Source organism: Pseudomonas sp. R-28-1W-6, from assembly GCF_009799925.1.
Lineage (GTDB): Bacteria > Pseudomonadota > Gammaproteobacteria > Pseudomonadales > Pseudomonadaceae > Aquipseudomonas.
The window spans coordinates 159,522-185,243 of the sequence record NZ_WELK01000004.1 but is presented as its reverse complement, the minus strand read 5'-3'; the positions used below and the strand labels follow the sequence as shown (position 1 = coordinate 185,243).

At 66.5% G+C, this 25,722-nt stretch carries 21 protein-coding genes; 12 read left to right on the top strand and 9 right to left on the bottom strand.

Translation table 11 applies throughout. The annotated features are described in order from the left end of the window. Positions 1-205: 205 nt before the first annotated feature. Positions 206-1,033 (bottom strand): protein-glutamate O-methyltransferase CheR, encoded by an 828-nt coding sequence (gene cheR / locus F3I62_RS10620; protein ID WP_160489619.1) that lies wholly within the window; start codon positions 1,031-1,033, stop codon positions 206-208. Between the two features lie 44 nt (positions 1,034-1,077). Beyond that, a complete protein-coding gene (locus F3I62_RS10615; RefSeq protein ID WP_160489618.1) occupies positions 1,078-2,010 on the bottom strand; it encodes a chemotaxis protein CheV in 933 nt (310 codons plus the stop codon). A gap of 80 nt (positions 2,011-2,090) precedes the next feature. Between F3I62_RS10615 and flgA the strand changes: the two genes are divergently transcribed. From flgA to F3I62_RS10595, 4 genes are all read left to right on the top strand, one after another. Beyond that, the gene (flgA, locus tag F3I62_RS10610) at positions 2,091-2,849 is read left to right on the top strand and encodes a flagellar basal body P-ring formation chaperone FlgA (RefSeq protein ID WP_160489617.1); all 759 of its coding nucleotides are present in this window, start codon (positions 2,091-2,093) and stop codon (positions 2,847-2,849) included. 133 nt (positions 2,850-2,982) lie between these two features. After that, complete coding sequence (flgM, locus tag F3I62_RS10605; RefSeq protein ID WP_160489616.1) at positions 2,983-3,324, top strand: flagellar biosynthesis anti-sigma factor FlgM; 342 nt, start codon at positions 2,983-2,985, stop codon at positions 3,322-3,324. Positions 3,325-3,373: 49 nt separating this feature from the next. Next, positions 3,374-3,841: a flagella synthesis protein FlgN gene (locus tag F3I62_RS10600; RefSeq protein WP_160489615.1), complete on the top strand. Its 468-nt coding sequence runs from the start codon at positions 3,374-3,376 to the stop codon at positions 3,839-3,841. An 86-nt stretch (positions 3,842-3,927) separates the two neighbouring features. Then, positions 3,928-4,665, top strand: a complete 738-nt coding sequence (locus F3I62_RS10595) for a flagellar brake protein (RefSeq protein WP_160489614.1) — start codon at positions 3,928-3,930, stop codon at positions 4,663-4,665. Between the two features lie 111 nt (positions 4,666-4,776). On the opposite strand, the gene F3I62_RS10590 is transcribed toward F3I62_RS10595, so the two are convergent. Next, a complete protein-coding gene (locus F3I62_RS10590) occupies positions 4,777-5,013 on the bottom strand; it encodes a glutaredoxin family protein (protein ID WP_160489613.1) in 237 nt (78 codons plus the stop codon). Between the two features lie 46 nt (positions 5,014-5,059). Then, positions 5,060-6,196 (bottom strand): DUF5610 domain-containing protein, encoded by a 1,137-nt coding sequence (locus F3I62_RS10585; protein ID WP_160489612.1) that lies wholly within the window; start codon positions 6,194-6,196, stop codon positions 5,060-5,062. 171 nt (positions 6,197-6,367) lie between these two features. On the opposite strand from F3I62_RS10585, the gene F3I62_RS10580 reads away from it, so the two are divergent. Further along, entirely contained in the window at positions 6,368-8,329 is a 1,962-nt protein-coding gene (locus F3I62_RS10580; protein WP_160489611.1) for a monovalent cation:proton antiporter family protein, read from the top strand. 75 nt (positions 8,330-8,404) lie between these two features. Here F3I62_RS10580 and F3I62_RS10575 read toward each other — a convergent pair whose 3' ends face one another. After that, positions 8,405-8,962 (bottom strand): TetR/AcrR family transcriptional regulator, encoded by a 558-nt coding sequence (locus F3I62_RS10575; RefSeq protein WP_160489610.1) that lies wholly within the window; start codon positions 8,960-8,962, stop codon positions 8,405-8,407. A gap of 117 nt (positions 8,963-9,079) precedes the next feature. Here F3I62_RS10575 and F3I62_RS10570 point away from each other — a divergent pair, with 117 nt between their 5' ends. Both F3I62_RS10570 and F3I62_RS10565 read left to right on the top strand, forming a co-directional pair. Next, entirely contained in the window at positions 9,080-9,949 is an 870-nt protein-coding gene (locus F3I62_RS10570; RefSeq protein WP_160489609.1) for an MBL fold metallo-hydrolase, read from the top strand. A gap of 105 nt (positions 9,950-10,054) precedes the next feature. After that, positions 10,055-11,338, top strand: coding sequence for an OprD family porin (locus tag F3I62_RS10565; protein ID WP_160489608.1), 1,284 nt, complete (start codon positions 10,055-10,057; stop codon positions 11,336-11,338). A gap of 93 nt (positions 11,339-11,431) precedes the next feature. On the opposite strand, the gene F3I62_RS10560 is transcribed toward F3I62_RS10565, so the two are convergent. After that, positions 11,432-12,640: an ammonium transporter gene (locus F3I62_RS10560; RefSeq protein ID WP_160489822.1), complete on the bottom strand. Its 1,209-nt coding sequence runs from the start codon at positions 12,638-12,640 to the stop codon at positions 11,432-11,434. Between the two features lie 525 nt (positions 12,641-13,165). Between F3I62_RS10560 and F3I62_RS10555 the strand changes: the two genes are divergently transcribed. Continuing rightward, the gene (locus tag F3I62_RS10555; protein WP_160489607.1) at positions 13,166-14,329 is read left to right on the top strand and encodes an EAL domain-containing protein; all 1,164 of its coding nucleotides are present in this window, start codon (positions 13,166-13,168) and stop codon (positions 14,327-14,329) included. Positions 14,330-14,398: 69 nt separating this feature from the next. Here F3I62_RS10555 and F3I62_RS10550 read toward each other — a convergent pair whose 3' ends face one another. Then, positions 14,399-15,448, bottom strand: a complete 1,050-nt coding sequence (locus F3I62_RS10550; RefSeq protein ID WP_160489606.1) for a GGDEF domain-containing protein — start codon at positions 15,446-15,448, stop codon at positions 14,399-14,401. 262 nt (positions 15,449-15,710) lie between these two features. Here F3I62_RS10550 and F3I62_RS10545 point away from each other — a divergent pair, with 262 nt between their 5' ends. From F3I62_RS10545 to F3I62_RS10535, 3 genes are all read left to right on the top strand, one after another. Then, the gene (locus F3I62_RS10545) at positions 15,711-17,042 is read left to right on the top strand and encodes a deoxyguanosinetriphosphate triphosphohydrolase (RefSeq protein WP_160489605.1); all 1,332 of its coding nucleotides are present in this window, start codon (positions 15,711-15,713) and stop codon (positions 17,040-17,042) included. A gap of 4 nt (positions 17,043-17,046) precedes the next feature. After that, positions 17,047-18,096: an FUSC family protein gene (locus F3I62_RS10540; RefSeq protein ID WP_160489604.1), complete on the top strand. Its 1,050-nt coding sequence runs from the start codon at positions 17,047-17,049 to the stop codon at positions 18,094-18,096. An 89-nt stretch (positions 18,097-18,185) separates the two neighbouring features. Then, the gene (locus tag F3I62_RS10535; RefSeq protein ID WP_160489603.1) at positions 18,186-21,140 is read left to right on the top strand and encodes an HD domain-containing phosphohydrolase; all 2,955 of its coding nucleotides are present in this window, start codon (positions 18,186-18,188) and stop codon (positions 21,138-21,140) included. Between the two features lie 64 nt (positions 21,141-21,204). Here F3I62_RS10535 and F3I62_RS10530 read toward each other — a convergent pair whose 3' ends face one another. Then, entirely contained in the window at positions 21,205-21,546 is a 342-nt protein-coding gene (locus F3I62_RS10530) for a YggL family protein (protein WP_160489602.1), read from the bottom strand. 239 nt (positions 21,547-21,785) lie between these two features. On the opposite strand from F3I62_RS10530, the gene dacB reads away from it, so the two are divergent. Beyond that, positions 21,786-23,216, top strand: coding sequence for a D-alanyl-D-alanine carboxypeptidase/D-alanyl-D-alanine-endopeptidase (dacB, locus tag F3I62_RS10525; protein ID WP_160489601.1), 1,431 nt, complete (start codon positions 21,786-21,788; stop codon positions 23,214-23,216). Positions 23,217-23,246: 30 nt separating this feature from the next. Here dacB and F3I62_RS10520 read toward each other — a convergent pair whose 3' ends face one another. Further along, on the bottom strand, positions 23,247-25,646 hold the full coding sequence (locus tag F3I62_RS10520) for a diguanylate cyclase (RefSeq protein WP_160489600.1): 2,400 nt from the start codon (positions 25,644-25,646) through the stop codon (positions 23,247-23,249). Between the last annotated feature and the right edge of the window lie 76 nt (positions 25,647-25,722).

Genomic DNA, 25,722 nt, shown 5'->3' with positions numbered 1-25,722 from the left:
CCAGATATACAGCAAAGGCTGTGCCAATTTATTTTATCGTTATTTTTCAATAACTTATTAACAAATTAGCGGCAAAAAAGGCGGCAAGCGGCAAAGCTTTTCCGCTCCCGGCAGGGCAAGCGGCAAAGCCCGGCAAGGTCGGTTGCCGCCACAAACGAAAACGGGAGGCCAATGGCCTCCCGTTTGCTGGAGCGTTGCACGTTCCCTACTTCACCTTGTAGATGATCCCCGGGCTGCACTGCACCATCTGATACAGATCCGGCAGCGCGTTGAGCGCTTCGGACGCACCGAGGAACAGGTAGCCTCCTGGTTTCAGCGTGGCATGGATGCGCGTGAGGATGTCCTTCTTCACCTCGGCGGAAAAATAGATCAGCACGTTGCGGCAGAACACGATGTCGAACTTGCCCAGGCTGGCATAGCTGTCGAGCAGGTTGAGGGCGCGAAACTCGACGCGACTCTTGATCGGCGCCTTGATCGCCCAGCGCCCCGGTCCCTTGGGATCGAAATAGCGCTGCAGGCGCTCCTGCGACAGGCCGCGGCCCATCGCCAGGCTGTCGTACTCGCCGGACTTGCAGTTGGCCAGCATCGACGGGGAGAGATCGGTGGCAACGATCTGCACCCCCGCCTTGAGCTGCCCCAGGTTGGTCTTTTCGAACTCGTCGATGGTCATCGACAGCGAGTAAGGCTCCTGCCCCGAAGAGCAGGCCGCCGACCAGATGCGCAGCCGCTGGTTCGGCGCCGCCTTGATCATCTCGGGCAGCACCTTGTTCTTCAGCACCTCGAAGGGATAGGTGTCACGAAACCACAGGGTTTCGTTGGTGGTCATCGCATCGACCACCTGCTCGCGCAGACCGCCGCGCGGCTGCGCCTGCATTTTCTGCACGAGTTCGCCGAGGGTCTTGATGCCTTGTTGTTCCATCAACTTGTTGAGGCGGCTGGAAACCAGGTACTGCTTGTTGCTGCCCAATAAAATGCCGCAGGCCTTTTCCAGAAAGGTCCGGAACTGCTCGAAATCCAAATTTCCTGAAGACACTAATGCCGCCTCACCATACATAAAAACCCCTGAAGGCCAGCCCCTCAGTTTCCGTCTGCACTGCGGATTCGCTCAACCACGCGGGAAGCCAGGTCATCCGGACGGAACTTCGCCAGGAAATCGTCCGCGCCGACCTTCTTCACCATCGCCTGGTTGAACACCCCGGACAGCGAAGTATGCAGAATCACATGCAGCTTCTGCATCCGCGGATCCGAACGAATTTCCGCGGTGAGCGTGTAGCCGTCCATTTCCGGCATCTCGATATCGGAAATCAGCATGAGGAATTCCTCGGCCGGCTGCTTACCCTCCTCCACCATCTTGTGCAGGTAGTCGTAGGCCTGGCGGCCATCGTTCAGCGCCACCACCTCGACCCCGACGCTCTCCAGGCAGCGAGTGACCTGCTTGCGCGCAACCGAGGAGTCGTCGCAGATCAGCACCCGCTTGGACACCGCCTTGGCCTGGGTCTCGACATCCACCACGCCCTCGGAAATCGCCTCCGACATGGGCGCCACTTCGGCGAGGATCTTCTCCACGTCGATGATTTCCACCAACTGCTGGTCCAGCCGGGTCACTGCGGTCAGGTAGTGATCGCGCCCGGTGCCCTTGGGTGGCGGATGGATCTCCTCCCAGTTCATGTTGACGATGCGCTCGACCGAACGCACCAGAAAACCCTGAACCTTGGTGTTGTATTCGGTAATGATGACGAAGCTGTTCTTCAGGTCATCCAGCCCTCTGCGGCCGGTGGCCAGGGACAGATCGAGGATCGGAATGGTGCCGCCGCGGATGTTGGCCACCCCACGCACCACCGGACTCGACTTGGGCATGATGGTGAGCTTGGGGCACTGCAGCACCTCCTTCACCTTGAACACGTTGATGCCATACAGCTGCGATCCGTCGAGACGGAACAGCAGCAACTCCAGGCGGTTCTGCCCGACTAACTGGGTACGCTGGTTAACCGAGTCCAATACTCCGGCCATGCCCAGACTCCTTTTATTGTGTGTTGCCTGACACTCGGCTCTAGCGTAGCAGGCGGCACGGGCCTTGCTTTGCACAGAGCATGAACGCAATAACGACGCTTTTCCGACACCTGATGGCAAAACGCCGCAAACTGGCTGGTGTTTTACCTGCTTTATGCCTAGCCGGCTACAGCTCGCTGCATGCCGCAGCGACAACCTTGCCCGAAGAGCTTATCGGCGCCACCGAAGGCTTTCTTGAGTTCACCGTGGAAGACTATTTGCAGCGCAGCGAGATCCAGGCGCGCTACGAGATCCGCGTGAACCCGCTCGACCCGCGCCTGCGCCTGGCCGCCTGCGACAGCGACCTGAACCAGGCGCTGGAAAGCCCCGCCCAGCCGGTCGGCCGGGTGACGGTACGGGTCAGTTGCGCAGGCAGCACGCCCTGGACGGTATTCGTGCCGGCCCAGGTCCGCCTGTTTCGCGAAGTCGTCGTGGTCACCCGCCCACTCAAGCGCGAGGCGGTTCTGGGGCCGGCCGACGTCGCCCTGGTGGAGCAGGATGTCGGCCCGCTGAGCCGCGGCTACCTGACCAGCGCCGAGCAGGCCATCGGCAAAAAACTGACGCGCCCCCTGCAAACCGACCAGATCCTGACTCCGTCAAGCCTGCAACTGGCCGAGTCGATACACCGCGGCGACCAGGTGGTGATCAGCGCCCGCAGCGGCGCCATCAATGTGCGGATGCCCGGCGAGGCCTTGTCCGACGGGGTTCTCGGGCAGCAGATCAGCGTGCGCAACCTGCGCTCGCAGCGGGTGATCCGCGCCCGGGTGGTCGGCCCGGGGCAGGTCGAGGTCGAGATGTAGGCATGATTCTTGTAGCGCAATGAGCTGACGATTTCCTACACTGTTAAACAACGCACACTTGTGCGCCCTAAAGTTTTGACGAATCCGGCCGAAAAGCTTTGTAAGCGTCCAGATACCGTCCGAGGTTAGAACCATGGTCATCGACTTCAACCGGCTGAACAGCGCCGCCAATCCTGCCAATTCGGGGCGGGCCGGCAGCACCCAGTCCAGCGGCCGCAACGAAGCCGTCAGCAGCAATCCGCCTGCGGCTCAGCCGAGTGCCGAGCAACAAGCCAGTGCGGCCAAGAGCGGCGAATCCGTGCAGCTGAGCCGTGAAGCGCAGCAACTACAGAAAGTCGCCGACAAACTGCGCGACCTGCCCACCGTGGACAAAGAACGCGTAGCCAAGCTCAAGCAGGCGATTGCCGACGGCAGCTACCAGGTCGACAGCCAGCGCGTTGCCGGCAAACTGCTCGACTTCGAATCCCAGCGCTAGTCTCAGGGCTGCGCTGGGGTGACTGGACGCCCAATCCCCAGAGCCAGCGATGCACGACACCAATCTGCTTCAACTCGTCAGCGAAGATATCGGCACCGCCCAGCAGTTGCTTGAGCTGATCGACGCCGAATACCAGGCCCTGGGCCAACGCGACCTGCCGCGCCTGCAGGATATCCTGGCGCAGAAACTGCCCCTGCTCAGCCTGCTCGACCAGCACGGCAGCGCACGCAGCCGCCTGCTCGCCGAACAGCAACTGAGCAACGACCGCGCCGGCCTGCAAACCCTGGCCGCGCGCCTGGCCGACGGCGAAACCCTGCTGGCGCGCAGCGACGAACTGAGCGAACTGCTCGCCAGTTGCCGCGCCGCCAACCTGCGCAATGGCCGGGTGATCCGCGCCAACCAGGCCTCGCTGACCAGCGTACTGGGCATTCTGCGCGGCGGCGAAACCCCGGGGCTCTATGACAGCCGTGGCGGGGCCGCTAGAATCGCCCAGCAGCGCCCGCTCAGCCAAGCCTGAAGCCAACGATTCAGCACGGCAGGACATACAGGCCATCTGCCAGTATCCTAATGCCGCAAGACCTTGTGCCTGGAGATTCCTGGACCGTGTCCAACCCATTCACCGACGAAGGTGGCCCGCAACCGCCCAAGGTGCTCACCGCACCGCTGGAAGTGTTCGCCAACCTGCGCCAACTGCAGCAAAACCACGATCCGCTGATCATCACGTTCAAGGAGCGCAGCCAGCGTTTTCAGAGCTACCTGGTCGAGGTCAATCGCGAGCGCAGCGTGCTGGCCTTCGATGAGCTGATCCCCAACGATGGCGAGCGCTTCCTCAAGGCCGGCGAACCCTTCCGGGTCGAAGCCTTCCATGAAGGGGTGCGCATTGCCTGGGAGTGCGAGGACCCGATCCAGATCGGCGAACTGCAAGGCGCGCGCTGCTACTGGAGCCACCTGCCCGAGCAGGTCCTCTACCACCAGCGGCGCAATGCCTTTCGCGCCCAGCTGCAGCTGGCCCAACTGATCGGCATCGAACTGTCCGGCAGCAAGCTGAGCCCCGCACTGAAAGGGCAGATGCTGGATATCTCGGCAACCGGCTGCAAGCTGCGCATTCCGGGCGACGTCACCGCCCGCCTGCAGCCCGGCCAGGTCTACGAAGGCCTGCGCCTGCAGCTGCCATTCGGCGCGATGACCACCTCAGCCGAACTGCGCCACCTCTATTACGAGGAAAAGACCGCGGCGAGCTTCCTCGGCATGCGTTTCTACCGCATGAGCGGCCTGGAACAACGCCAGGTAGAACGCTTCGTCTACCAGCTGCAACGCGAAGCCCGGCGCAGCGACGACTAGCGCCGCCCGCCAGGGTGACCAGGCAACGGGCCAGCCGCTTTGCGGTTGGTGGATGGCTGGCGCAGCAGGCAGCGCCCGCTTGAAATATCAAGCGCGCCGCGCCCCACAGGCCTAGCGCAGGAAATGCGCCACCTGCTCGGGCCCGAACGGCCAATCCAGCTCGGCGCCATTGTCGCAACGGCGCAACACCGGAATGCGTAGACCATAGGCCTCGACCCACTCCTCGCGCTCGGCGATATCGACCAGCTCGACCAGCAAGCCGTGCTCGACGAAAGGCATCAGCAGCCCCTCCGCCACCTCGCAGAGGTGGCAGCCGAGGGTGCCGAGCAGTTGGCATTCGGGAAGCATGGCAAGCATCTCTGGCTGGATTCAGAAAGGCAGTTTACACCGCCTTTCAGCTGGCTTGCGGATCCGCAGCCGGGGCCAGCAGGCCTTGCAGGCCGTCGAGCAGGCGGGCATTGAGTGCCTGGGCCTTGCCCAGCAGGGACTCGTCGAAACGCTCGTCGAGGCTGAAGCCGCCCTGCAGCAGCTGCTCGAGGGTACCCCTGGCATCGTTTGCCAGCCGATCGGCGCTGCGCAGCGCCTCGAGCAACCCCTGGGCATAGTCGGCCAGCGTCTGATTGACCGCGCTAGCCGCCTGGCCACCCTGCTCCGCCACCGCGCCGTAGGCATCGGTGGCCTGGCGCACGCTGGTCTGGGTCAGGCGCAGCGACATCGAGGCCAGCTGCGAACCGTCCATGTCCAGCTGCATGGCGCGCTCGAAGGCGCCACCCAGGTCGCCGGCATAGAAGGCGCTGGACAGCTCCTGCACCTGGCCGAACAGATCCTCCAGCGCCGCCCGTTCCTCCTCGTCCAGCTCGCCGGCCACCGCCACCTGCCAGGCCCCGATCTGCAGGCTGCCGGACTGGCTGCTGGCGACCAGCGCCGAGCCGCTGCCGTTGCTGGCCGCCGCCACGCCGGCCTGCGACCAGCTGGCCGAGGCCTGGGCGATGGAGATGCGCAGGCGATCGCCGTCGCGGGTGGTGACCTGCATCTCGAAGGTTTCCGCCTGGGCGGAAAACCGCTCGCTGTAGGCGGCCACGGCAGCCGAGCCGGTGGCCGGAGCCTCGGGCACCAGGCCACCCTGCAAGCCGCTCAGGCCGCTCTGGATCTTGTCGTAGGTGCTGTCGATATCCTCGGCCACCTTGCCTTGCAGCAGGCCCAGGCCATCGAGGATCTTGCGCGCCTCGGCGAAGCCCTTCTCCACGCCCTCGCGGGCCTGGTCGAGCAGGTCCTGCAGCTTTTCCGGGGCCGCCCCGGCGGCCGCTTCGCCCTGCAGGCGCCGCTCGATGAAACCGAGGACGCGCTCGGCCACCTTGTCCGGACTGAACGCTTCGCGCGCCCCTTGCAGCGCCCCCGGTTCCAGCCCCAGGCGTTCGGCCAGGCGATTGGCCAGGGCCTGCTGGGCATCGGCAGATGCGCGCGGGCCGGCCAGGTTGCTCGGCGGCGCAGTACGGGACAGCGAGGGTGACAGGGAAGCCAGAGGGTTCATGGCGGTATACCAGGGCAGGACATCTATGGGGTTGGCGGCCGCGCCGGAAAAAACTTGAAAGCCGGGCGACCAACGGCCAAGCCGTTGCCCTGGATCAAGCCGGCACGCATTGCGCATGGACGCCAGCCGGCGGCTTGGGCATGCTCGCGCGCAGTCATAAGGAGAAATGTCTTGTTCACCGACCTGCTGATCATTCTCGCCAGCTCGCTCGTGGTCATCGCCCTGTTCCGTCGCCTGCGCCTGCCACCGGTACTGGGCTACCTCTGCGTCGGCCTGATGGTGGGTCCCAGCGCCCTGAACTGGATCGGCTCGTCCGAGGCCCTGCCGCACCTGGCCGAACTCGGCGTGGTGTTTCTGCTGTTCACCCTCGGCCTGGAATTCTCCCTGCCGCGCATGCTCGCCCTGCGCCGTACCGTGTTCGGCCTCGGCGGCGCCCAGGTGGCACTCTGCGGCGGCCTGCTGGGTGGCACCCTGTACCTGTTCGGCCTGCCGCCGGCCAGCGCCATCCTGCTGGGCATCGGCCTGGCCTTGTCGTCCACGGCGATCGTCGGCAAGGAGCTGAGCAGCCTGGGCGAGGTGTTCAGCGCCCACGGGCAGAACGCCATTGGCGTGCTGATCTTCCAGGACCTGGTTGCCGTGCTCCTGCTGACCCTGATCCCGACCATTGCCGGCGGCGGCGACGAGCCCTGGTACTGGGCCCTGCCGCAAACCCTGGGCAAGACCCTGGTGCTCTTCTTCGGCCTGCTGCTGGCCAGCCGCTGGCTGCTGCCGCGCCTGTTCCGCGAAGTCGCCGAGTCGCACTCGCCGGAGCTGTTCGTCATGCTAGCGCTGGTCATCGTCCTGCTGACGGCCTGGCTGACCCACCTGCTCGGCCTGTCCATGGCCCTTGGCGCGTTCCTCGCCGGCATGCTCCTGGGCGAGAGCCACTATCGCCACCAGATCGAAGCCGATATCCGGCCGTTTCGCGACATTCTCCTCGGCCTGTTCTTCGTCAGCGTCGGCATGCTGATCGATCTGCGCCTGTTCAACGACCACGGCTGGACCATTCTCGGCGCCACCGCCCTGCTGCTGGGCCTCAAGGGGCTGTCGGTGGCCTTCCTGGTGAAGCTGCGCGGCGACAGTGGCGAAACGGCCTGGCGCAGCGGCCTGGCACTGGCCCAGGCCGGGGAGTTCTTCTTCGCCCTGGTCACCCTGATGAGCCAGGTCAAGCTGCTCGACGGCCAACTGGGCAGCCTGCTGCTGACCGCGGCGTTCTGTTCCATGGCCCTGACCCCGCCCCTGATGCGCGGCGCGCCCTGGCTGGCCCAGCGCCTGCGCCGCGGGCCGGGCCAGCAGAGCAGCCTGGACGAGGTCGCCAGCAGCGGCGCGCAACTCAGCGGCCATGTGGTGATCTGCGGCTACGGCCGGGTCGGCCAGTCGATCGCGCGCCTGCTGCAGCGCGAACAGCTGCCCTTCATCGCCCTGGACGACGACCCGGTGCGGGTCGAGGAAGCCAATGCCGGCGAGGAAAACGTGCACTACGGCGACTCGCGGCGGCGCGACCTGCTGGAAGCCGTCGGTGTCGCCCGCGCCCGCCTGCTGGTGGTGGCGGTGGACAAGGCCGATGCGGCCCTGGCGATCGTCGAGCAGGTACGCCTGCAATGCGCCGAGCTGCCGATCCTGGTACGCACCCGCGACGACAGCCGCCTGGCCGCGCTGCAGGCCGCCGGCGCCACCGAGGTGGTGCCGGAAGTGCTGGAATCGAGCCTGATGCTGGCCTCCCATGCCCTGATCCTGCTGGGCGTGAGCGAGCGCCGGGTGCACCTGCACATGGACGAGGTGCGCCGCAGCCGCTACCGCCTGCTGCATGGCTTCTACCATGGCGCCCAGAGCAATCTGCTGGATGCCCAGGGCCAGCCGCGCGTGCTCCTGCATGCGGTGAACCTGCCGCCCGAGGCCTACGCCTGTGGCCAGCGCCTGAACAGCCTGATGCTGGAAGACCTCAGCCTGGAAGTGCAGGCGGTGCGCCGCGACGGCACCAGTCTGGCGCTGGAGAGCAACCCGCAATTGCAGGAAGGCGATGCCGTGCTGCTCTCCGGCCAGCTGCAGGCGGTCGAGGCCGGCGAGGCCAAGCTGCTCAGCGGGCTGGATTGAGCCCGACGGCCGCTGGCGGCCAAAGCCGCTGCCACGGGGAGAGCTGTGCCCGACGCCTAAGCGCCACCGGCAAGCTCACACACTAGCGCCGTTCAGCAGCAGCTCAGCCGCCGCCCTGGCTTCCAGCGCCTGGTTCGCCGGCCCCTGCAAATGCGCCATGCTCAGCGCGCCCTCGAGGAGAAACTGCAGCTGGTTAGCCAGCAATTGCGGCTGCGCCGGCCCCAGCCCCTCTAACAGTTCGAGGAAATGCGCCGCGCAGGCCGCCTTCACCGCCGCGGCCTGGCGGTGGATCGGGTGTTCGCGGTCCTGGAACTCGGCGGCCGCATTGATGAAGCTGCAACCGCAGAAGTCGGCCTGGTGGATCAAGCCATGCAGGCCGTCGAAGGTGGCCAGCAGCGCCTGGCGCGGGGGCAGCGCCTGGCGCAGGGCCTGCAACTGATCCAGCAGTTCCTGCTGGCGCGCCGCCAGTACCGCCAGGATCAGCTCGTCCTTCGAGCGGAAATGCTTGTACAGGGTCATCTTCGCCACCCCGGACTCGGCCAGGATGCGGTCGATGCCGGTGGCGTGATAGCCCACGCGGTAGAACAGCTCCTGCGCAGTCTGGATCAGTTGCTCGCGTTTACTCGAAGCCACGGGGCGCTCCCTCCGGCGTGAAAAGATAATGCTGGAAATATACAGACCTGTCTGCCTATTATCCAGGCCAGACTGCAGACAATGCACCGCCCCCACCCATCCCGCAAGGAGCCCGTCATGCGCAGCGCCGCCGCCATTCTGCTCAGTGTTCTTCTGCCCCTGCTCAGCCTGCCAGGCCAGGCCGCCGGCCTGCGCTTCGCCCTGGTCAAGACCGCCGAAACCGAAACCCGCGACGCCTTCACCATCGAGGACGGCGCCTGGAGCGAGAAGGTCATCGCCAACCACGTCGCCGTGCTGATCGAACACCACGCCGCCACCCTGCTGCTCGACACCTCCCTGGGCCGCCAGGTGGATCAGCAGTTCGAGGCGGAAATGCCCTGGTACGACAAGCCGCTGCTGCGCTACGGCCCGGTCAAGCCGGTGCGCGACCAGCTCGAAGGCGACGGCATCCGCGTCGACCGCATCCTCCTCAGCCACGTGCACTGGGACCACGCCTCGGGGCTTGCCGACTTTCCCGAGGTGCCGGTGTGGGCGCCCTACGAGGAAATCGAGTTCAGCCGCATCGCCACCCCGCCGGCGCTGCTGCCCAGCCAGTTCAAGCACCCGATCAAGTGGGTGCCCTTCACCTTCGCCAACCAGCCGTTCCTGGGCTTCGAACAGAGCCACGACCTGTTCGGAGACGGCAGCCTGGTGCTGGTTCCACTGTTCGGCCACACCCCGGGCTCGGTCGGCCTGTTCCTCACCCTGGACGACGGCCGACGCTTCTTCTTCACCGGCGACGCCAGCTGGCGCCTGGAGGGCTTCACCGGGCCCCGGGAAAAGTTCTGGATCAGCCGGCGCATGGTCGACAACGACCGCGAAGCGACCCGCGCGCAACTGGACAAGGTTCATCAGTTGCTGCAGCGCGAGCCCGGATTGATGGTGGTGCCGGCCCATGACGAGGCGGTGCAGCGCCGGCTCGGCTACTACCCGCACTGGGTCGAGTAATCCGACCAAGGTCTAAAGGCCGTAGCCGTTACGAAATGTTTTAGTCGCCTCGCTGTAACAGGGTGGTCATCCGCCCTGCCACCACCAGCCGAGGAAACAACAACAATGAGCAAGACCCTTCTCGCCCGCGCCGTGGCCCTCGCCACCCTGGGCACCAGCCTCACTCTGCCCGGCCTGGGCCACGCTGCCTTTCTCGAAGACAGCAAAGCCAGCCTGGAAATGCGCAACTTCTATATGAACCGCGACTTCCGCCAGGAAGGCGGCAACCCGAGCAACGGCCACTCCAAGGCCGAAGAGTGGGCCCAGGGCTTCCTGCTGCGCTACGAGTCGGGCTTTACCGAAGGCACCGTCGGGGTCGGCGTCGACGCCATCGGCACCCTCGGTCTGCAGCTGGATTCCGGCCGCGGCACCAGCGGCACCGGCCTGCTGCAGCTCGATCGCGATACCGGCGAAGCCCAGGACAACTACGGCGACCTCGGCGTGACCGCGAAGTTTCGCCTGTCCAAGAGCGTGCTCAAGGCCGGCACCCTGATGCCCAAGCTGCCGGTGGTCATGTCCAACGACTCGCGCCTGCTGCCGCAGAGCTTCCAGGGTGGCTCGCTGAACTCCATGGAGATCGACGGCCTGACCTTCGACGGCGGCCAGCTCAGCCGGGTCAACCAGCGTGACTCCTCCGACCACGAGGCCATGTCGCTGACCGCCAGCAGCAATGCGGCGCGCGGCTTCACCGGGCACTCCGGGGTCACCAGCGACGAGTTCAACTTCGCCGGTGCCAGCTACAAGTGGAACGACCAGCTGACCACCAGCTACCACTACGGCAACCTCGACCAGTTCTACGACCAGCACTACCTCAACGCCGTGCACGTGCTGCCGCTGGGCGACAAGCAGAGCCTGAAGAGCGACATCCGCTACGCCCGCTCCACCGACGATGGCCAGACCAACGTCGACAACAACGCCTTCGGCGCCATGTTCACCTACGGCCTGGGTGGCCACGCCTTCGGCCTGGGCTACCAGAAGATGAGCGGCGACACCGGCTTCGCCTACATCAACGGCACCGATGCGTTCCTGGTCAACTTCGTGCAGATCGGCGACTTCGCCTTCAAGGACGAGAAGTCCTGGCAGGCACGCTACGACTACAACTTCGCCGCGCTGGGCATCCCCGGCCTGACCTTCATGACCCGCTACATCACCGGCGACAACGTCGACCGTGGCGCGAACAAGTCCGAAGGCGAGGAATGGGAACGCAACACCGACATCGCCTACGTGTTCCAGGATGGCCCGCTGAAGAACCTCGGCGTGAAGCTGCGCAACGCCACCGTGCGCTCCAACTTCGGCAACGATCTGGACGAGAACCGCCTGATCGTCAGCTACACCCTGCCGATCTGGTAAGCCTCGGCGCCCTCCCGTCCAAGCGGCTTCGGCCGCGAAACCGGGCGCAACAAAAAGCCCGCCAAATGGCGGGCTTTTTCATGCCGGGAGCCTTCAGTCCTGGGCCGTCGAGCCGATCTTGTGGATCGACAGGTCCGCACCGTAGTACTCCTCCTCCTGGCTCAGGCGGATGCCGACCAGGCGCTTGAGCAGGCCGTACACCAGCAGGCCGCCGGCCAGCGCCACCAGCACGCCGAGTGCGGTGCCGAGCAGCTGGCTGACCAGGCTGACGCCCCCCAGGCCGCCCAGCGCCTGCTGGCCGAAGATGCCGCAGGCGATGCCGCCCCACACGCCGCACAGGCCGTGCAGCGGCCAGACGCCGAGCACATCGTCGACCTTCCACTTCACCTGGGTCGCGGTGAACGCCCAGACGAACAGGGCGCCGGCCAGGGCGCCAGTGACCAGCGCGCCGATCGGGTGCATCAGGTCGGAACCGGCGCACACCGCCACCAGCCCGGCCAGCGGGCCGTTGTGCAGGAAGCCCGGGTCGTTGCGCCCGATCAGCAAGGCGGCCACGGTGCCGCCGACCATTGCCATCAGCGAGTTGACCGCCACCAGGCCGCTGATGCTGCCCAGGGTCTGCGCGCTCATCACGTTGAAGCCGAACCAGCCGATGATCAGGATCCACGAGCCGAGGGCGAGAAACGGGATATTCGACGGGGCGAAGGCCACCAGGCGGCCCTCGCGGTAGCGACCGTCGCGCCGCCCCAGCAGGATCACCGCGCCGAAGGCGATCCAGCCGCCGACCGCATGCACCACCACCGAACCGGCGAAGTCATGGAAGGCGGCGCCAAAACGTGCGGTCAGCCAGGCCTGCAGGCCGAAGTTGCCATTCCACACCAGGCCCTCGAAGAACGGGTAGACGAAGGCCACGATCAGCACCGTGGCGCACAGCTGCGGGGCGAACTTGGCCCGCTCGGCGATGCCGCCGGAGATGATCGCCGGAATCGCCGCGGCGAAGGTCAGCAGGAAGAAGAACTTGACCAGCCCGTAGCCGCTGTCGGCGGTGAGTACCGCGGCCGGTTCGAGGAAGGTGATGCCGTAGGCCACCCAGTAGCCGACGAAGAAATAGGCCAGGGCCGACACGGCGAAGTCAGAAATGATCTTCGAAAGGGCGTTGACCTGGTTCTTGTGGCGCACCGTACCGACTTCGAGGAAGGCGAAGCCGGCATGCATGGCCAGCACCATGATCGCGCCCAGCAGAATGAACAGGGTATTAGAGCCGTGGATCAGGGTTTCCACGGCGCTGTTGAGGTTTTCCATCGGCACGAAAACTCCGGCGTTCGGGAAAAGCACCAAAGCGGTTCATCCACTCAAGCAGTCGCACCATCCTGATGCTCACCGCCACCCAACAAGGCCCGCAGGCAGACCTCGAATGACGCACGGCGTGCTGGAAGAAAAAGCGTTTTTTCGGTGTTTTTCTTTATTAAACATAGGGTTGATGTATTTCGCGGAACCCTTGCCGGGTTTTCGCAACGCCCGATTACAGGGCGTTAAATGCATCTGACGCACCAGCTAAATGCAATTGCTATACCAGCCAGCGACCAAGCCCGCACCGCTGCGCATCAAGCCGGCCGCGAGGCGCGCCACCCGCCCGGCAAAGGCACCAAGACAGTGCGCAAACCCCTCTTCACAAGACCCGCAGCCACAGGGCCAGCCAGACGCTGACCGGGCAGTCAGCACCCTGCACCCCATTCCTGAACAACTGGCCACATTCTTGCTATGTGAGCGCAGGTGGCCGCCGCACTGCTCGCCATCCGCCCTCCGCCACCCCGCAAGGAATACACCGTGATCGACGGGCAACCGCTCGCCAGCTTCCAGCCTTTCATCGATACCGCCACCGGCCGCATAGCCGGCGTCGAGGCCCTGGGGCGCCTGCGCCAGGCCGACGGCCGCCTGCTCTCGGTCGGCCCGCTGTTCACCGACCCGAAGGTCTCCCCGGCCCTGCTCAGGCGCCTGGACCGGCAGATCCGCGACGATGCCCTGGCCCGCCTGCACCAGGCCCCGGACGACTGGTTCGTCAGCCTGAACATCTCGCCGCGCTGGATCAGCCGCCTGCGCCCCAACCAGCCCTTGCCCAGCCTCAAGCAGCTGGCCAAGCGCGGCATCGCCGCCCAGCGCGTGGTCTTCGAAATCACCGAGCTGGGCGGGGCCAGCCAGAAGCTGGCGGAAGTGGTGGCGCGCTACCGCGCAGCCGGCGCCCGCATCGCCATCGACGACTTCGGCGCCGGCTACTCGCAGCTCGACCGCGTGCTGGCCCTGCAGCCGGACATCCTCAAGCTGGACATGCGCCTGTTCCAGGAAGCCGCCCGCGGCGGCCCCAGCGGGGAAGTGGTCAAGGCGCTGGCGCAGATGGCCGAGAAGACCGGCTGCTGGATCATCGCCGAGGGCGTGGAAACCGAAGCCGAACTGCATTTCGCCCTGGAGTGCGGCGCGCGCTACGTGCAGGGCTACCTGTTCGCCAGGCCGGAACTGGAGTTCTATCCCAGCGACGCCTTCGTCGCCCATTTCGCCCGCCTGCGCGACCAGTATGTGCAGCGCAAGCTGGCCGAACGCGCGCGCCTGATGACCCTGCGCCAGCAGCTGGCCGAGCTGATGAACCGGCTCAAGGGCTGGGCCGAAGGCCACGCCCCGACCGCCGCCCTGCCCGACCCGGCCAGCTATCCCTGGCTGCTGCGCCTCTACCAGTGCGACCGGCACGGCACGCAGATCACCCCCAACCTGGAGTGGAACGGCCAGGCCTGGGTGGAGGATGCCCGCTACCTGCGGCACAACTGGTCCTGGCGCCCCTACTTCTACCAGGTGCTGGCCGAAGGCTGGGAAGAGCGGCGCCTGACGCTGTCCAGCACCTACCGCGACGCCACCACCAACCAGTACTGCCTGACCGCCGGACAGTTCATCGACAACGGCCGGCGCCTGCTGCTGCTGGATATCGATGCCGCCGGCCTGTAAGCGCCGCCCCGGCGCGCTGCCCTGCCCTTGCCTGGGCGGCAGCCGCGAATGCCGCAAGCCGGCACCCGCCTAGATCGGCACCGGCCGGGCAAACGGCGCCAGTTCCAGGCGGTCGCGGCCATTCTGCTTGGCCCGGTACAGCGCCTTGTCCGCCCGCGCGATCAGGCTGGCAATGTCTTCCTGCAGGTAATACTGCGCCACGCCGATCGAGGCGGTGATGCGAAACCCCGCGGGCAAGCCGGCATAGTCGACCGAGCCCAACGCCGCCTGGATACGCTTGATGCAGTGCTGGGCCATGTCCAGCGAGGTCTGCGGCAGGAACAGGAGGAACTCCTCGCCGCCATAGCGGGCGAAGAAATCGGTGCTGCGCAGCAGCGGCTCCACCGTGCCGGCGAAGGTCTTCAGTACCGTATCGCCGGCCGAGTGACCGTGGCGGTCGTTGACCTGCTTGAAGTGGTCGAGGTCGAACAGGCACACGCAGAAGCCGCCGCCACCACGATCGGCACGGTTCTTCTCGTGGCCCAGCATCTCCAGCAGATAGCGGCGGTTGTACGCGCCGGTCAGCTCGTCATGGGTGGCCAACTCGGTCACCTGCCGCAACACCTCCTGCAACTGGGCATTGCTGGCCATGAGCTTCTTGCGCAGGTCGCTGATACTGCCGCCGAGAATCGAGATGAACGGCAGGAAGGTGGAGAAGCTGCACCACAGGATGACCTCCACCGCCAGGTTGAAACGCGCGCCCTCGATGGCGCGAATCAGCGGCAGGGTCAGGCCGTAGGCGAGGATGGTCAGCAGGCTGAGGACCAGCAGCTGGCGAGTGTGCAGCTTGAAACAGCCGAACACCATGATGATCAGCAACACCACCAGGTAGGCACCACGTGCCTGGCCGGCATAGACCTGGGTGAACAGCACCAGGGCGATGGCCACCAGCATCTGCGCCATGGTCAGGCTGGGGTCGCGAAAGCGCAGGTTGAAGCGGCTGCGAAAGGCCAGGTAGAAGGCCAGATTGCCAAGCACCGCGTAGATCGCCCAGACGACCATGACCCAGGCCGGGGAAATGCCGTTGTACAGCGAGAGGGCCTGGGGAACGGCACTGAGCACGTACATCACCAGGCTCATGAAAAAGCGCTGGATACGCAGCTGTTGGTGTGAAACATCGGGCAAGGCGGCGCCTGAAATCACAGCGGGCTTCTCTTGTTATTGGTTTTATCGGCAGCCTCCGGACGATAGCACCCTGCCAGTAATCTTCATACGAACGTTCAATTGCCATCCGTCGCTCGCCCGCTGAGCACAGAAAAATCCCCCTACCCGGCGCCACGCCCCTTGCGGCGGCAGCGCCGAAGCCCGAAGCTAGAGGCCATCCCACCGGCGAGGACAGCCCTTGGACTGGCAAACACTGCTCACCCGCGAACGCCTCGGCAAACCGCTACACAGCCCGGACGAGCTGGGCCGCAGCCCGTTTCACAAAGACCACGACCGCATCATCTTCTCCGGCGCCTTCCGCCGCCTGGGGCGCAAGACCCAGGTGCACCCGGTCTCCAGCAACGATCACATCCACACGCGCCTGACCCACTCCCTGGAAGTCAGCTGCGTCGGCCGCTCGCTGGGCATGCGCGTCGGCGAGATGATCCGCGACGAGCTGCCGGACTGGTGCGACCCGGTCGATCTCGGCGTGGTCGTGCAGTCCGCCTGCCTGGCCCACGACATCGGCAACCCGCCCTTCGGCCACTCCGGCGAAGACGCCATCCGCCACTGGTTCCAGCAGGCCGCCGGGCGCGGCTGGCTGGATGCCATGAGCGAGGCCGAGCGCGGCGACTTCCTCAATTTCGAGGGCAATGCCCAGGGTTTTCGCGTGCTCACCCAGCTCGAGTACCACCAGTTCGACGGCGGCACCCGGCTGACCTATGCGACCCTCGGCACCTACCTGAAATACCCCTGGACCGCCCGCCACGCCGAGGCCCTGGGCTACAAGAAGCACAAGTTCGGCTGCTACCAGAGCGAACTGCCGCTGCTCGAACAGATCGCCGCCAAGCTCGGCCTGCCGCAGCTCGAGGAACAGCGCTGGGCGCGCCATCCGCTGGTGTACCTGATGGAGGCGGCCGACGACATCTGCTACGGCCTGATCGACCTGGAAGACGGTCTGGAAATGGAGCTGCTCGACTACCCGGAAGTCGAGGCCCTGCTGCTCGACCTGGTCGGCGACGACCTGCCGGAAACCTACCGCCTGCTCGGCCCGCGCGACTCGCGCCGGCGCAAGCTGGCAATCCTGCGCGGCAAGGCCATCGAACACCTGACCAACGCCGCCGCCCACGCCTTCGTCGCCCAGCAACCGGCGCTGCTGCGCGGCGAGCTGGGCGGCGACCTGGTCGAACACATGCACGGCCCGGCCAAGCGCTGCGTGCAGCAGGCCAAGGCCCTGGCGCGGGAGAAGATCTTCCAGGACAAGCGCAAGACCCTGCACGAGATCGGCGCCTACACCACCCTGGAAATCCTCCTCAACGCCTTCTGCGGTGCAGCCCTGGAACAGCACCGCGGCGGCAGCCTGTCGTTCAAGAACCAGCGCATCCTCGACCTGCTCGGGCATAACGCCCCCGATGCGGATTGGCCGCTGCACCGGGCCTTCCTGCGCATGATCGATTTCATCGCCGGCATGACCGACAGCTACGCTACCGAAATGGCCCGGGAGATGACCGGGCGCTCCAGCCCGGTATGACCGCATGAACAAAGCGCAACGGCACAAGCTGGGCTGGCATTCAGGCCCTGCCGAATGGGGGCCGGGCATCATTGCCGGGCTGGGCTGCGCGCTGCCGTTGCTGCTCGGCCTGCTCAGCGGCCATCCGGGCTTCCTCTGGGCCTCGGTCGGCGCCTTCCTGGCCGCCCAGGCCAACCCGCTGCACCGCTTCGGCATGTTCCGCCTGCTCCTGCTCAGCCTGCTCGGCGCCCTCAGCGCCGGCCTGGGCTTCTGGTCGGCCAGCGACCCGTTGCTGAGCTTCGCCCTGTTCGCCGTCTACGGCTTCCTCCTCGCCTGGCTGCAGCGCTTCGGCAGCGAAGCCGGCAAGCTGGGCATCTCCCTGGCCGTGTGCCTGTGCCTGGGCCAGGGCCAGTTCGGCATGGTCAACCTGAAGAATGCCGACGCGGTGGCCGCCCTGTTCGTCCTCGGCGGCCTCTGGGTGGCCCTGCTCGCCTTCGGCATGCGTGGCCTGCACGGCCTGCGCATGTGGCCGTACATGCCGCGCTTCCTGAGCCTGTTCAAGGTGCTCAGGCGCTATGCCAAGCGCCTGCCTGAGCAGCGCTGGCGCCTGCATGCGCTGCGCTGCACCCTGGCCTGCGGTGGCGCCGGGCTGATCGTCAACCTGGCCGGGCTGCCACGCGGCTACTGGCTGACCCTGGCGCTGTTCGCCACCCTGCAGCTGGAGTTCAAGGGCAGCCTGGTGCGCGCCCTGCAATCGAGCCTGGCCAGCCTGTGCGTGGCTACACTGTTGATCTACCTCGGCTACAGCCTGCAGAGCCCGCCGCTGATGGTGGCCACCGTCCTGCCGCTGATCGTGCTCAGCCGGGCCTTCCAGGCACACAGCTACAGCCTGTTCGTACTGCAGGTGGGCCTGAGCTTCGTGCTGCTCGCGGAAAGCCTGGCGATGGACTGGCAGCTGGCGCAGATGCGCCTGTTCAACAGCCTGATCGGCGTGACCCTGGCCCTGCTGGTCGCCCTGCTGATCTACGGCCTGGAACAGCACCTGCTGCGCCGCCAGGCGGCCGTGCACACCTGACCACCACGTGCCGCCGGCTGGCCAGCCGGGCTTGTGCGAGATGCTGCGCCGTGTTCTTGTTCAGCCATGCAGCAAAGGAGTGAGGCACCATGCTGAGAAGAAATCGGGGCAAACCACATCGTTTTCCGCTGCACGTGCACATCGGCGTGCTGTTCACCCTGCTGCTGCTCGGCACCGGCGTGGTGCTGGGAATCTTCAACTACCGACAGACCAGCGCGATCATCCTCAGCAGCAGCGATGAGCTGTTCGAAAAGATCCGCGAGGACGTCAAGTCCGACCTGCTGCACACCTACCAGCCGATCCGCCACCTGCTCAGCCTGCTGGCACTCAACGAGCAGCATCAGGCCAGCGATGCCGCCCAGCGCATGCAGCTGCTGCCGCTGTTCGCCCAGGCCCTGCAGGACAACCCCAAGCTGGCCTCGCTCTATCTCGGCTACGAGGACGGCGATTTCTTCATGGTCCGCCCGCTGCGCAGCGACAAGCTGAAGGCAACCTTCGACGCACCGGCCAAGGCGAGCTACCAGGTCTGGAGCATCGAGCGCAGCGGCGAGGCCCGGCCGATCTCCGAATCCCAGTACTTCGATGCCGACCTGCGCCTGCTCAGCCGCCGGCAGAACCTCAAGGAAGTCTTCGACCCGCGCACCCGCCCCTGGTACCGCAACGCGCTGGACAAGGGCACACTGATCGGCACCGACCCTTACGTGTTCTTCTCCAGCGGCGAGGTCGGCACCACCCTGGCACGCATCAGCCAGGGCAAGACGGTGATCGCCGCCGACCTGACCCTGGCCGATCTTTCCGCCACCCTGGCCAGGCACAAGGTCACCCCCTCCACCGAGGTCGTTCTCTATCGCCCGGACGGTGCCGTGGTCGCCTACCCCGATCCCGGCCAGGTGACGGTAAGCAATGGCAGCGTGCACCTGGCGCAGATCGAGCGACTGAGCCCGGCCCTGGCCGAACTGTTCGCCCGCGATCTCAAGGACGACCTGCACACCAGCACCATGCTGGCCGATCGACGCTGGCAGATGTCCTACACCCAGTTTGCCGAAGGCGGCCCCAATGGCCTGCGCCTGGCCCTGCTGGCGCCGGAGGATGAACTGCTGGCCGATGCCTATCGCCTGCGCTGGCAGGGCGGCATGATCACCCTCGGCATCCTGCTGCTGTGCATCCCGCTGGGCTGGATGCTGTCGCGCGTGCTGGTGCGCCCATTGCGCGCCCTGGTCGAGGAAGCCGAAGCGATCCGCAGCTTCAACTTCGACTACCCGGCCAGCGGTCGCTCGCCGGTGCTGGAAGTCGATCAGCTGGCCGTGGCGATGACCAAGATGAAGAACACCATTGCCAGCTTCCTCGACATCGCCGCCAGCCTGTCCGCCGAGACCCGTTTCGATGCCCTGCTGCGCCGGGTGCTGCGCGAGACCGTCGGCCTCAGCGGCGCCAGTGGCGGGCTGATCTACCTGCGCGACAGCATCAGCGGGCATCTGGAACCCCACGGCCTGTTCCTCAACGGCGAGCAGCACAGCCTGGAAGAACACCGCATTCCCAGCTTCGATGCGGCGCAGCACAACCTGCCGCCATGGCTGCAGCAGCCGGCCCAGGGCGGCGAGACCGCCGTGATATCGATCGGCTTCGACCAGGCCAACGGCTTCCAGAGCCTGCTGCACACCCTGGACAGCCCGCGGGTGCACCTGGTCTGCAGCGGCCTGCGCAACCGCCAGGGCGAGACCGTCGGCGTGCTCCTGCTGCTGCACCGCGACACCGGCGCCGAGGAAGACCTGGCCATGCTGCGCCCCGAGCGCATCGCCTTCGTCGAGGCGGTTTCCGGCGTCGCCGCCCTGTGCATCGAGAGCCAGCGCCTGCTGGAGCAGCAGAAGAAGCTGCTCGATGCCTTCATCCAGCTGATCGCCGGCGCCATCGACGCCAAGAGCCCCTACACCGGCGGCCACTGTCAACGCGTCCCCGAACTGACCCTGATGCTCGCCCACGCCGCCGCCGCGAGCGACGAGCAGCCATTTTGCGACTACCGGCCCAGCGACGAGGACTGGGAAGCCCTGCACATCGCCGCCTGGCTGCACGACTGCGGCAAGGTCACCACGCCGGAATACGTGGTGGACAAGGCCACCAAGCTGGAGACCCTGTACGACCGCATCCACGAGATCCGCATGCGCTTCGAGGTGCTCAAGCGCGATGCCTGGGTCGCCTACTGGCAGGGCCTGGCCGAGGCCGGCGACGAGTGCAGCCTGAGCGAGCGGCGCGACACGACCCTGGCCGCCCTGGACGACGAATTCGCCTTCATCGCCCGCTGCAACCTGGGCGGCGAAGCCATGGCCGAGGCCGACCAGGAACGCCTGCGCCACATCGGCGCACGCACCTGGACGCGCACCCTGGACGACCGCCTCGGCGTGTCCTGGGAAGAACAGCAGCGCCAGGCCCGCACCCCGGCGCCGACGCTGCCGGTGCAGGAGCCGCTGCTCAGCGACAAGCCCGAGCACCTGCTGGAGCGCCCGGCCAGCGAGCTGATCCCGGCCGACAACCCCTGGGGCTTCAAGCTCGATGTGCCGCAGTACAAGCACAACCGCGGCGAGCTGTACAACCTCGCCATCGGCCGCGGCACCCTGACCGAAGAGGAACGCTTCATCATCAACGGGCACATGGTGCAGACCATCCGCATGCTCAGCCACCTGCCCTTCCCGCCGCACCTGGCCAACGTCGCCGAGATCGCCGGCGGCCACCACGAGAAGATGGATGGCAGCGGCTACCCGAAACGCCTGAAGCGCGAAGACATGAGCCTGCCGGCGCGGATGATGGCCATCGCCGATATCTTCGAGGCGCTGACGGCGGTGGATCGCCCCTACAAGAAGGGCAAGACGCTGACCGAGGCGCTGCAGATCATGGCCGGCATGTGCCGCGGCGAGCACATCGACCCGCAGCTGTTCGGCCTGTTCCTGCGGGCCGGCATCCACCAGAGCTACGCCGAGCGCTTCCTGCGGCCGGAACAGATCGATGCGGTGGATGTCGGCGCCATCCTGGCCAAGGCCGGGCTGGCGTGAAGACAATAAAAAACCCGGCAGATGCCGGGTTTTTCATCGATCGGAGCGGCTTCAGCCGCCTCGGTCAGGCCGGGTTGACGGCGTTTTCCGGGTACCAGACGTCCATCAGCGGGCTCAGGTTGTAGCCGGTCAGCTCGGCGCGGCTCTTCAGCCAGGCGTCCAGCTGCTCGCGCTGTGCGGCGCTCATCGAGCCGCGCTTGCCCAGGCAGACGAAGCCGTAGTCATCGCCACCGACATAGCCCAGGCCGTTGCCTTCAACGGCATCGCGCAGGAAGGCTTCGACGAAGCTGTCCATTTCCGCGTCGGCCAGGCCCTCGCGGAAGTTCAGGGTCAGCTCGCAGCCCAGCTCCTGGAATTCGTCGACGCAGAGTTTCTTGCGCAGACGGCGGGAACGGTTAGTGGCCATGTAAAACTCCTCAACACTCAATAGAAATAACCGACGCACTCTAGCAGAGTGCCGCCGCAGCCGCCCGCCAAACCGCGGTAAAGACGCAAAAAACCGCCCCGCATGCCCCTTTAGCCGATGCCAGGGCGCCCAGCCGCCCAGGCATCGGGCATAATGCGCGGCATTCTCCAGAATCCATGCAGCGCTCTGCCCCGGAGTCCTGCCCATTGTTCCGCCCTCGTCTTTTCGGGCTCTGCCAAATGATCAAATCCCTGCGTTGTTTCGTTCTCGCCAGCATCCTGCTGCCGCTCGCCCTGCCCGCCGTGGCGGCCACCAGCGATGTCCTGCCGGCCAAGGTCCAGCAGGCGCTCAAGGCCAACAAGCTCGGCGGCAACAGCCTGTCGCTGGTGGCCATCCCGCTCAACGGCCCCGGCACCAGCATCGTGCATAACGCCGATGTCTCGGTGAACCCGGCCTCGACCATGAAGCTGGTCACCACCTACGCCGCCCTCGAACTGCTCGGCCCGAACCACCAGTGGCGCACCGAGTTCTACAGCGACGGCCCGCTGAAGAACGGCGTGCTGCACGGCAACCTCTACCTCAAGGGCGGCGGCGACCCCAAGCTGAACATGGAGAAGCTCTGGCTGCTGATGCGCGACCTGCGCGCCAACGGCGTGCAGCAGATCAGCGGCGACCTGATCCTCGACCGCAGCCACTTCATCCACCCGCAGTTGCCCAGCTTCAACGACGACGGCGGCGACAAGAACAAGCCGTTCCTGGTCGGCCCCGACTCGCTGCTGGTCAACCTCAAGGCCGTGCGCATGATCACCCGCACCGAAGGCGGCAAGGTCAGCGTGATGATGGAGCCGCCGCTGACCAACGTGCACATCGACAACCGGGTCAAGGCCCTGCCCGCGGCCAAGTGCCCCGGCTGGCCGGACGTGCGCTTCAATCCGGTGACCCAGTACGACGGCACCACGCTGATCGTCAGCGGCAAGCTGGCCGAAGGCTGCAGCGCGCAGAGCTACCTGTCGCTGCTCGACCACCCCAGCTACGCCGCCGGCGCGGTACGTGCCATCTGGAACGAACTGGGCGGCAGCATCCTGGGCAAGGACCAGGTCGCGCCGGTGCCGAAGAACGCCCGCCTGCTGGCGCGCGCCTATTCCCCGGACCTGGCGGAGATCATCCGCGACATCAACAAGTACAGTAACAACACCATGGCCCAGCAGCTGTTCCTCAGCCTCGGCGCCAAGTTCCGCGACCGCGCCGACAGCGACGACGCCAAGGCCGCGCAGCGGGCGATCCGCAACTGGCTGGCGCGCAAGGGCATCACCGCCCCGCACCTGGTGATCGAGAACGGCTCCGGCCTGTCGCGCGCCGAGCGGGTCAGCGCCCGCGAGATGGCGGCCATGCTGCAGGCCGCCTGGAACAGCCCCTATGCCGCCGAGTTCATCGCCTCGATGCCGCTCGCGGGTATCGACGGCACCATGCGCAAGCGCCTGCGCCGCACCGGCATGGAAGGCCTGGCGCACATCAAGACCGGCACCCTGAACAACGTGCGCGCCATCGCCGGCTTCAGCCGCGACGCCAAGGGCACCACCTGGGCGGTGGTGGCGATTCTCAACGACCCGCGCCCCTGGGGCGCCTCGGCCGTACTCGATCAGGTGCTGCTGGATCTGTACCGGCGCTGAGGCCAGCCGGCAGCTTGACCGCCAAGGGGCTCAGTCGGCGATCTGGATGCGGTCGCGGCCGGCCTGCTTGGCCTGGTAGACGGCCGCATCGACCCGGCTGAGCATCGTCGCGGCGCTCTCGCCGGTGCGCCAGGCGGTCACGCCGAAGCTGGCCGTCACCAGGCCCACGCCCTCCATCGGCTCGTTGCGCAGGATCTCCCACAGCGCCCGGGCCAGGCTGGCCGCCTGCTCCTCGCTGCTGGTCGGAGCCAGCACGATGAACTCCTCGCCGCCCAGGCGACAGAACACGTCGATGGTGCGCAGGCGCTGGTGGATGCGCCGGCACACGCTTTTCAGCACCTGGTCGCCGGCATCGTGGCCGAAACGGTCGTTGACCTGCTTGAAGTGGTCGATATCCAGCATCACCACCGCCAGGCCGCTGTGCGGATTGCGCCGGGCCCGGGCGATCTCCGCCTCCAGCCGCTCCTGGAAATAGCGGCGGTTGTAGATGCCGGTCAGCGAATCGGTGATCGACAGGGCACGCAGCTCCTGCTCCACCAGTTTCGGCCCGGTGATATCGCTCAGGTAGCCATGCCAGAGGGTGCCGCCATCCTCCAGCCGCTCCGGCGAAGCCTCGCCGCGCAGCCAGCGCAGGCCCTGGCGGGGCAGCAGCACCCGGTAGTCCTCACGCCATGGCTGCAGCCGCTCGGCGGACTTCAGGATGCTGCGCCTGACCGACTCCAGGTCCTCGGGATGGATTCGCTCGAATATCGGACTGGCATCCAAGCGCACCGCCTCCGGCTCGACCTCGTAGACATTGCGCAAGCCGGCGCTGGCATAGGGGAACAGCGAACTGCCATCGGCCCGCAACTGGTACTGGTAGATGGCCCCCGGCACGTTGGCGGTGAGCTTCTCCAGCAGCCGATCACGCGCCTCCAGGGCCTGGCGGCTGAGCCGGGCCTCGGTGATGTCGATGGCGATGCCGAGGTAACCGACGCGCTGCCCGTGCTCGTCGCGCACCGTGGTGACGATCAGGTTGACCGGCAGGCGGCTGCCGTCGCGGCGCACATAGGTCCATTCCTGCTCGACGTAACCGCTGCCCTGGGTTTCCGCGACAAACACCTCGAAGCCGGAGACGGGTCGGCCCAGGCGCTCGCTGAGCAGGCGCGCACGCGCCTCCATCTCTTCCGGCACATGGATCAGGGTCGGGGTGTGCAGGCCGATCAGTTCTTCGGCACGGTAGCCGAGCATGCGCTCGGCGCCGACATTGAAGGTGCGGATCAGCCCCTCGCAGTCGGTGGCGATGATCGCCACCTGGGTCACCGCATCGAGCAGGCCGCGCAACTGGCCGTTGACCCGGGCCAGTTCGGTTTCGCGCTGGCGCAGCACCGCCGTCTGCTCGCGCACCAGCTGCTGGGCGCGCTGGCGCTGGCTGGCCAGGTTGTAGGTGAGCAGAGCGAGCAGCAGGCTGAGCAGCACCCCCGCCGCCAGCAGCAGCGCCGGCAGCGGCACGCTGTTGGCACGCATGAACGCCTCGGTCGGGCGGATGCTCAGCGCATAGCGGCGGTCAGCCAGGCGCAGCTCACGGTTCAGCTGCAGCGCGCTCTGCGCCGGCGGGTAGGTCGAGCGGTAGCGCAAGGCCTGGCCCGGCAAGCCGCTGCTGTCGCGCAACTCCAGGCTCAGATGCAGGGGGTCCTCGGCGCGCTCCTGCTCGTGCAGCAGCTGTTCGAGGCTGAAGGCGGCCACCAGGAAACCGCGCAGCGACTCGCCGGCGGCCGGGCCGGCCACGGCGAACACCGGCGCGGCCAGCATCAGGCCGACCGTTTGCCGGGCCGAGGCGGCGACGAAGCGCAACTCCCCGGAAACCGCCATGGCCTTGCTGCGCTCGGCCCGCTGCAGGATTTCCCCGCGCTGCGGGATGCTCGCCACATCCAGGCCGAGGACATCGTCACCGCGCATCTGCGTCGACTCGATGAACAACACCGGGAAATACTCGGCGCGCGCGCCGGCGACCTGCAAGGCGTTGCCGGCCGCCAGCTCGCGCAGCTGGAAATCGGCGATGCCGCTGGCGCGCACCCGGCGTTCGAACGCACCGCGCTGCGTGGCCGTGACCCGCGGCAGCCAGGCATAGGAAAACGCCCGCTGCGGTAGGCCGTCGACATAGCCGGCGAACTCGCCACGGGTGACCTGATCGGCATTGGTGAAGAAGCGCCGGACCCCGTCCAGGTCGGCCACGTGCGCGTCGAAGCGGGCCTGCATGGTACTGGCCCGTTCCCCGGCCACCGCGGCGAAGCGCTGTTCCAGCTGATGCTGGTAGAAGCCGCTGATCACCTTGGCCACACCCAGGGTCAGCAGCAGGCCACCGAAGAAGATGAGCCCGGCCAGCCCCCAGGCCAGCGATCGATCGCGCTGGAAGATACTTCCGCCGGGCGGGTTACTGCGCAACGACATGCCTGCTCGCTCGTCAAAAGAACGACGGTCCCTGTCGAACGCTGCACCGGCAGCTGAATAGTGTCAATAAGCCATC

Excerpts from the sequence above, each read along its gene's own strand:
- F3I62_RS10570 (WP_160489609.1), top strand. The coding sequence starts at position 9,080 with ATGCGCAGCGCCGCCGCCATTCTGCTCAGTGTTCTTCTGCCCCTGCTC.
- F3I62_RS10565 (WP_160489608.1), top strand. The coding sequence starts at position 10,055 with ATGAGCAAGACCCTTCTCGCCCGCGCCGTGGCCCTCGCCACCCTGGGC.
- dacB (WP_160489601.1), top strand. The coding sequence starts at position 21,786 with ATGATCAAATCCCTGCGTTGTTTCGTTCTCGCCAGCATCCTGCTGCCG.
- F3I62_RS10550 (WP_160489606.1), bottom strand. The coding sequence starts at position 15,448 with ATGAGCCTGGTGATGTACGTGCTCAGTGCCGTTCCCCAGGCCCTCTCG.
- F3I62_RS10530 (WP_160489602.1), bottom strand. The coding sequence starts at position 21,546 with ATGGCCACTAACCGTTCCCGCCGTCTGCGCAAGAAACTCTGCGTCGAC.
- flgA (WP_160489617.1), top strand. The coding sequence starts at position 2,091 with ATGAACGCAATAACGACGCTTTTCCGACACCTGATGGCAAAACGCCGC.
- F3I62_RS10600 (WP_160489615.1), top strand. The coding sequence starts at position 3,374 with ATGCACGACACCAATCTGCTTCAACTCGTCAGCGAAGATATCGGCACC.
- F3I62_RS10535 (WP_160489603.1), top strand. The coding sequence starts at position 18,186 with ATGCTGAGAAGAAATCGGGGCAAACCACATCGTTTTCCGCTGCACGTG.
- F3I62_RS10585 (WP_160489612.1), bottom strand. The coding sequence starts at position 6,196 with ATGAACCCTCTGGCTTCCCTGTCACCCTCGCTGTCCCGTACTGCGCCG.
- F3I62_RS10540 (WP_160489604.1), top strand. The coding sequence starts at position 17,047 with ATGAACAAAGCGCAACGGCACAAGCTGGGCTGGCATTCAGGCCCTGCC.
- F3I62_RS10590 (WP_160489613.1), bottom strand. The coding sequence starts at position 5,013 with ATGCTTCCCGAATGCCAACTGCTCGGCACCCTCGGCTGCCACCTCTGC.
- F3I62_RS10520 (WP_160489600.1), bottom strand. The coding sequence starts at position 25,646 with ATGTCGTTGCGCAGTAACCCGCCCGGCGGAAGTATCTTCCAGCGCGAT.
- F3I62_RS10560 (WP_160489822.1), bottom strand. The coding sequence starts at position 12,640 with ATGGAAAACCTCAACAGCGCCGTGGAAACCCTGATCCACGGCTCTAAT.
- flgM (WP_160489616.1), top strand. The coding sequence starts at position 2,983 with ATGGTCATCGACTTCAACCGGCTGAACAGCGCCGCCAATCCTGCCAAT.
- F3I62_RS10615 (WP_160489618.1), bottom strand. The coding sequence starts at position 2,010 with ATGGCCGGAGTATTGGACTCGGTTAACCAGCGTACCCAGTTAGTCGGG.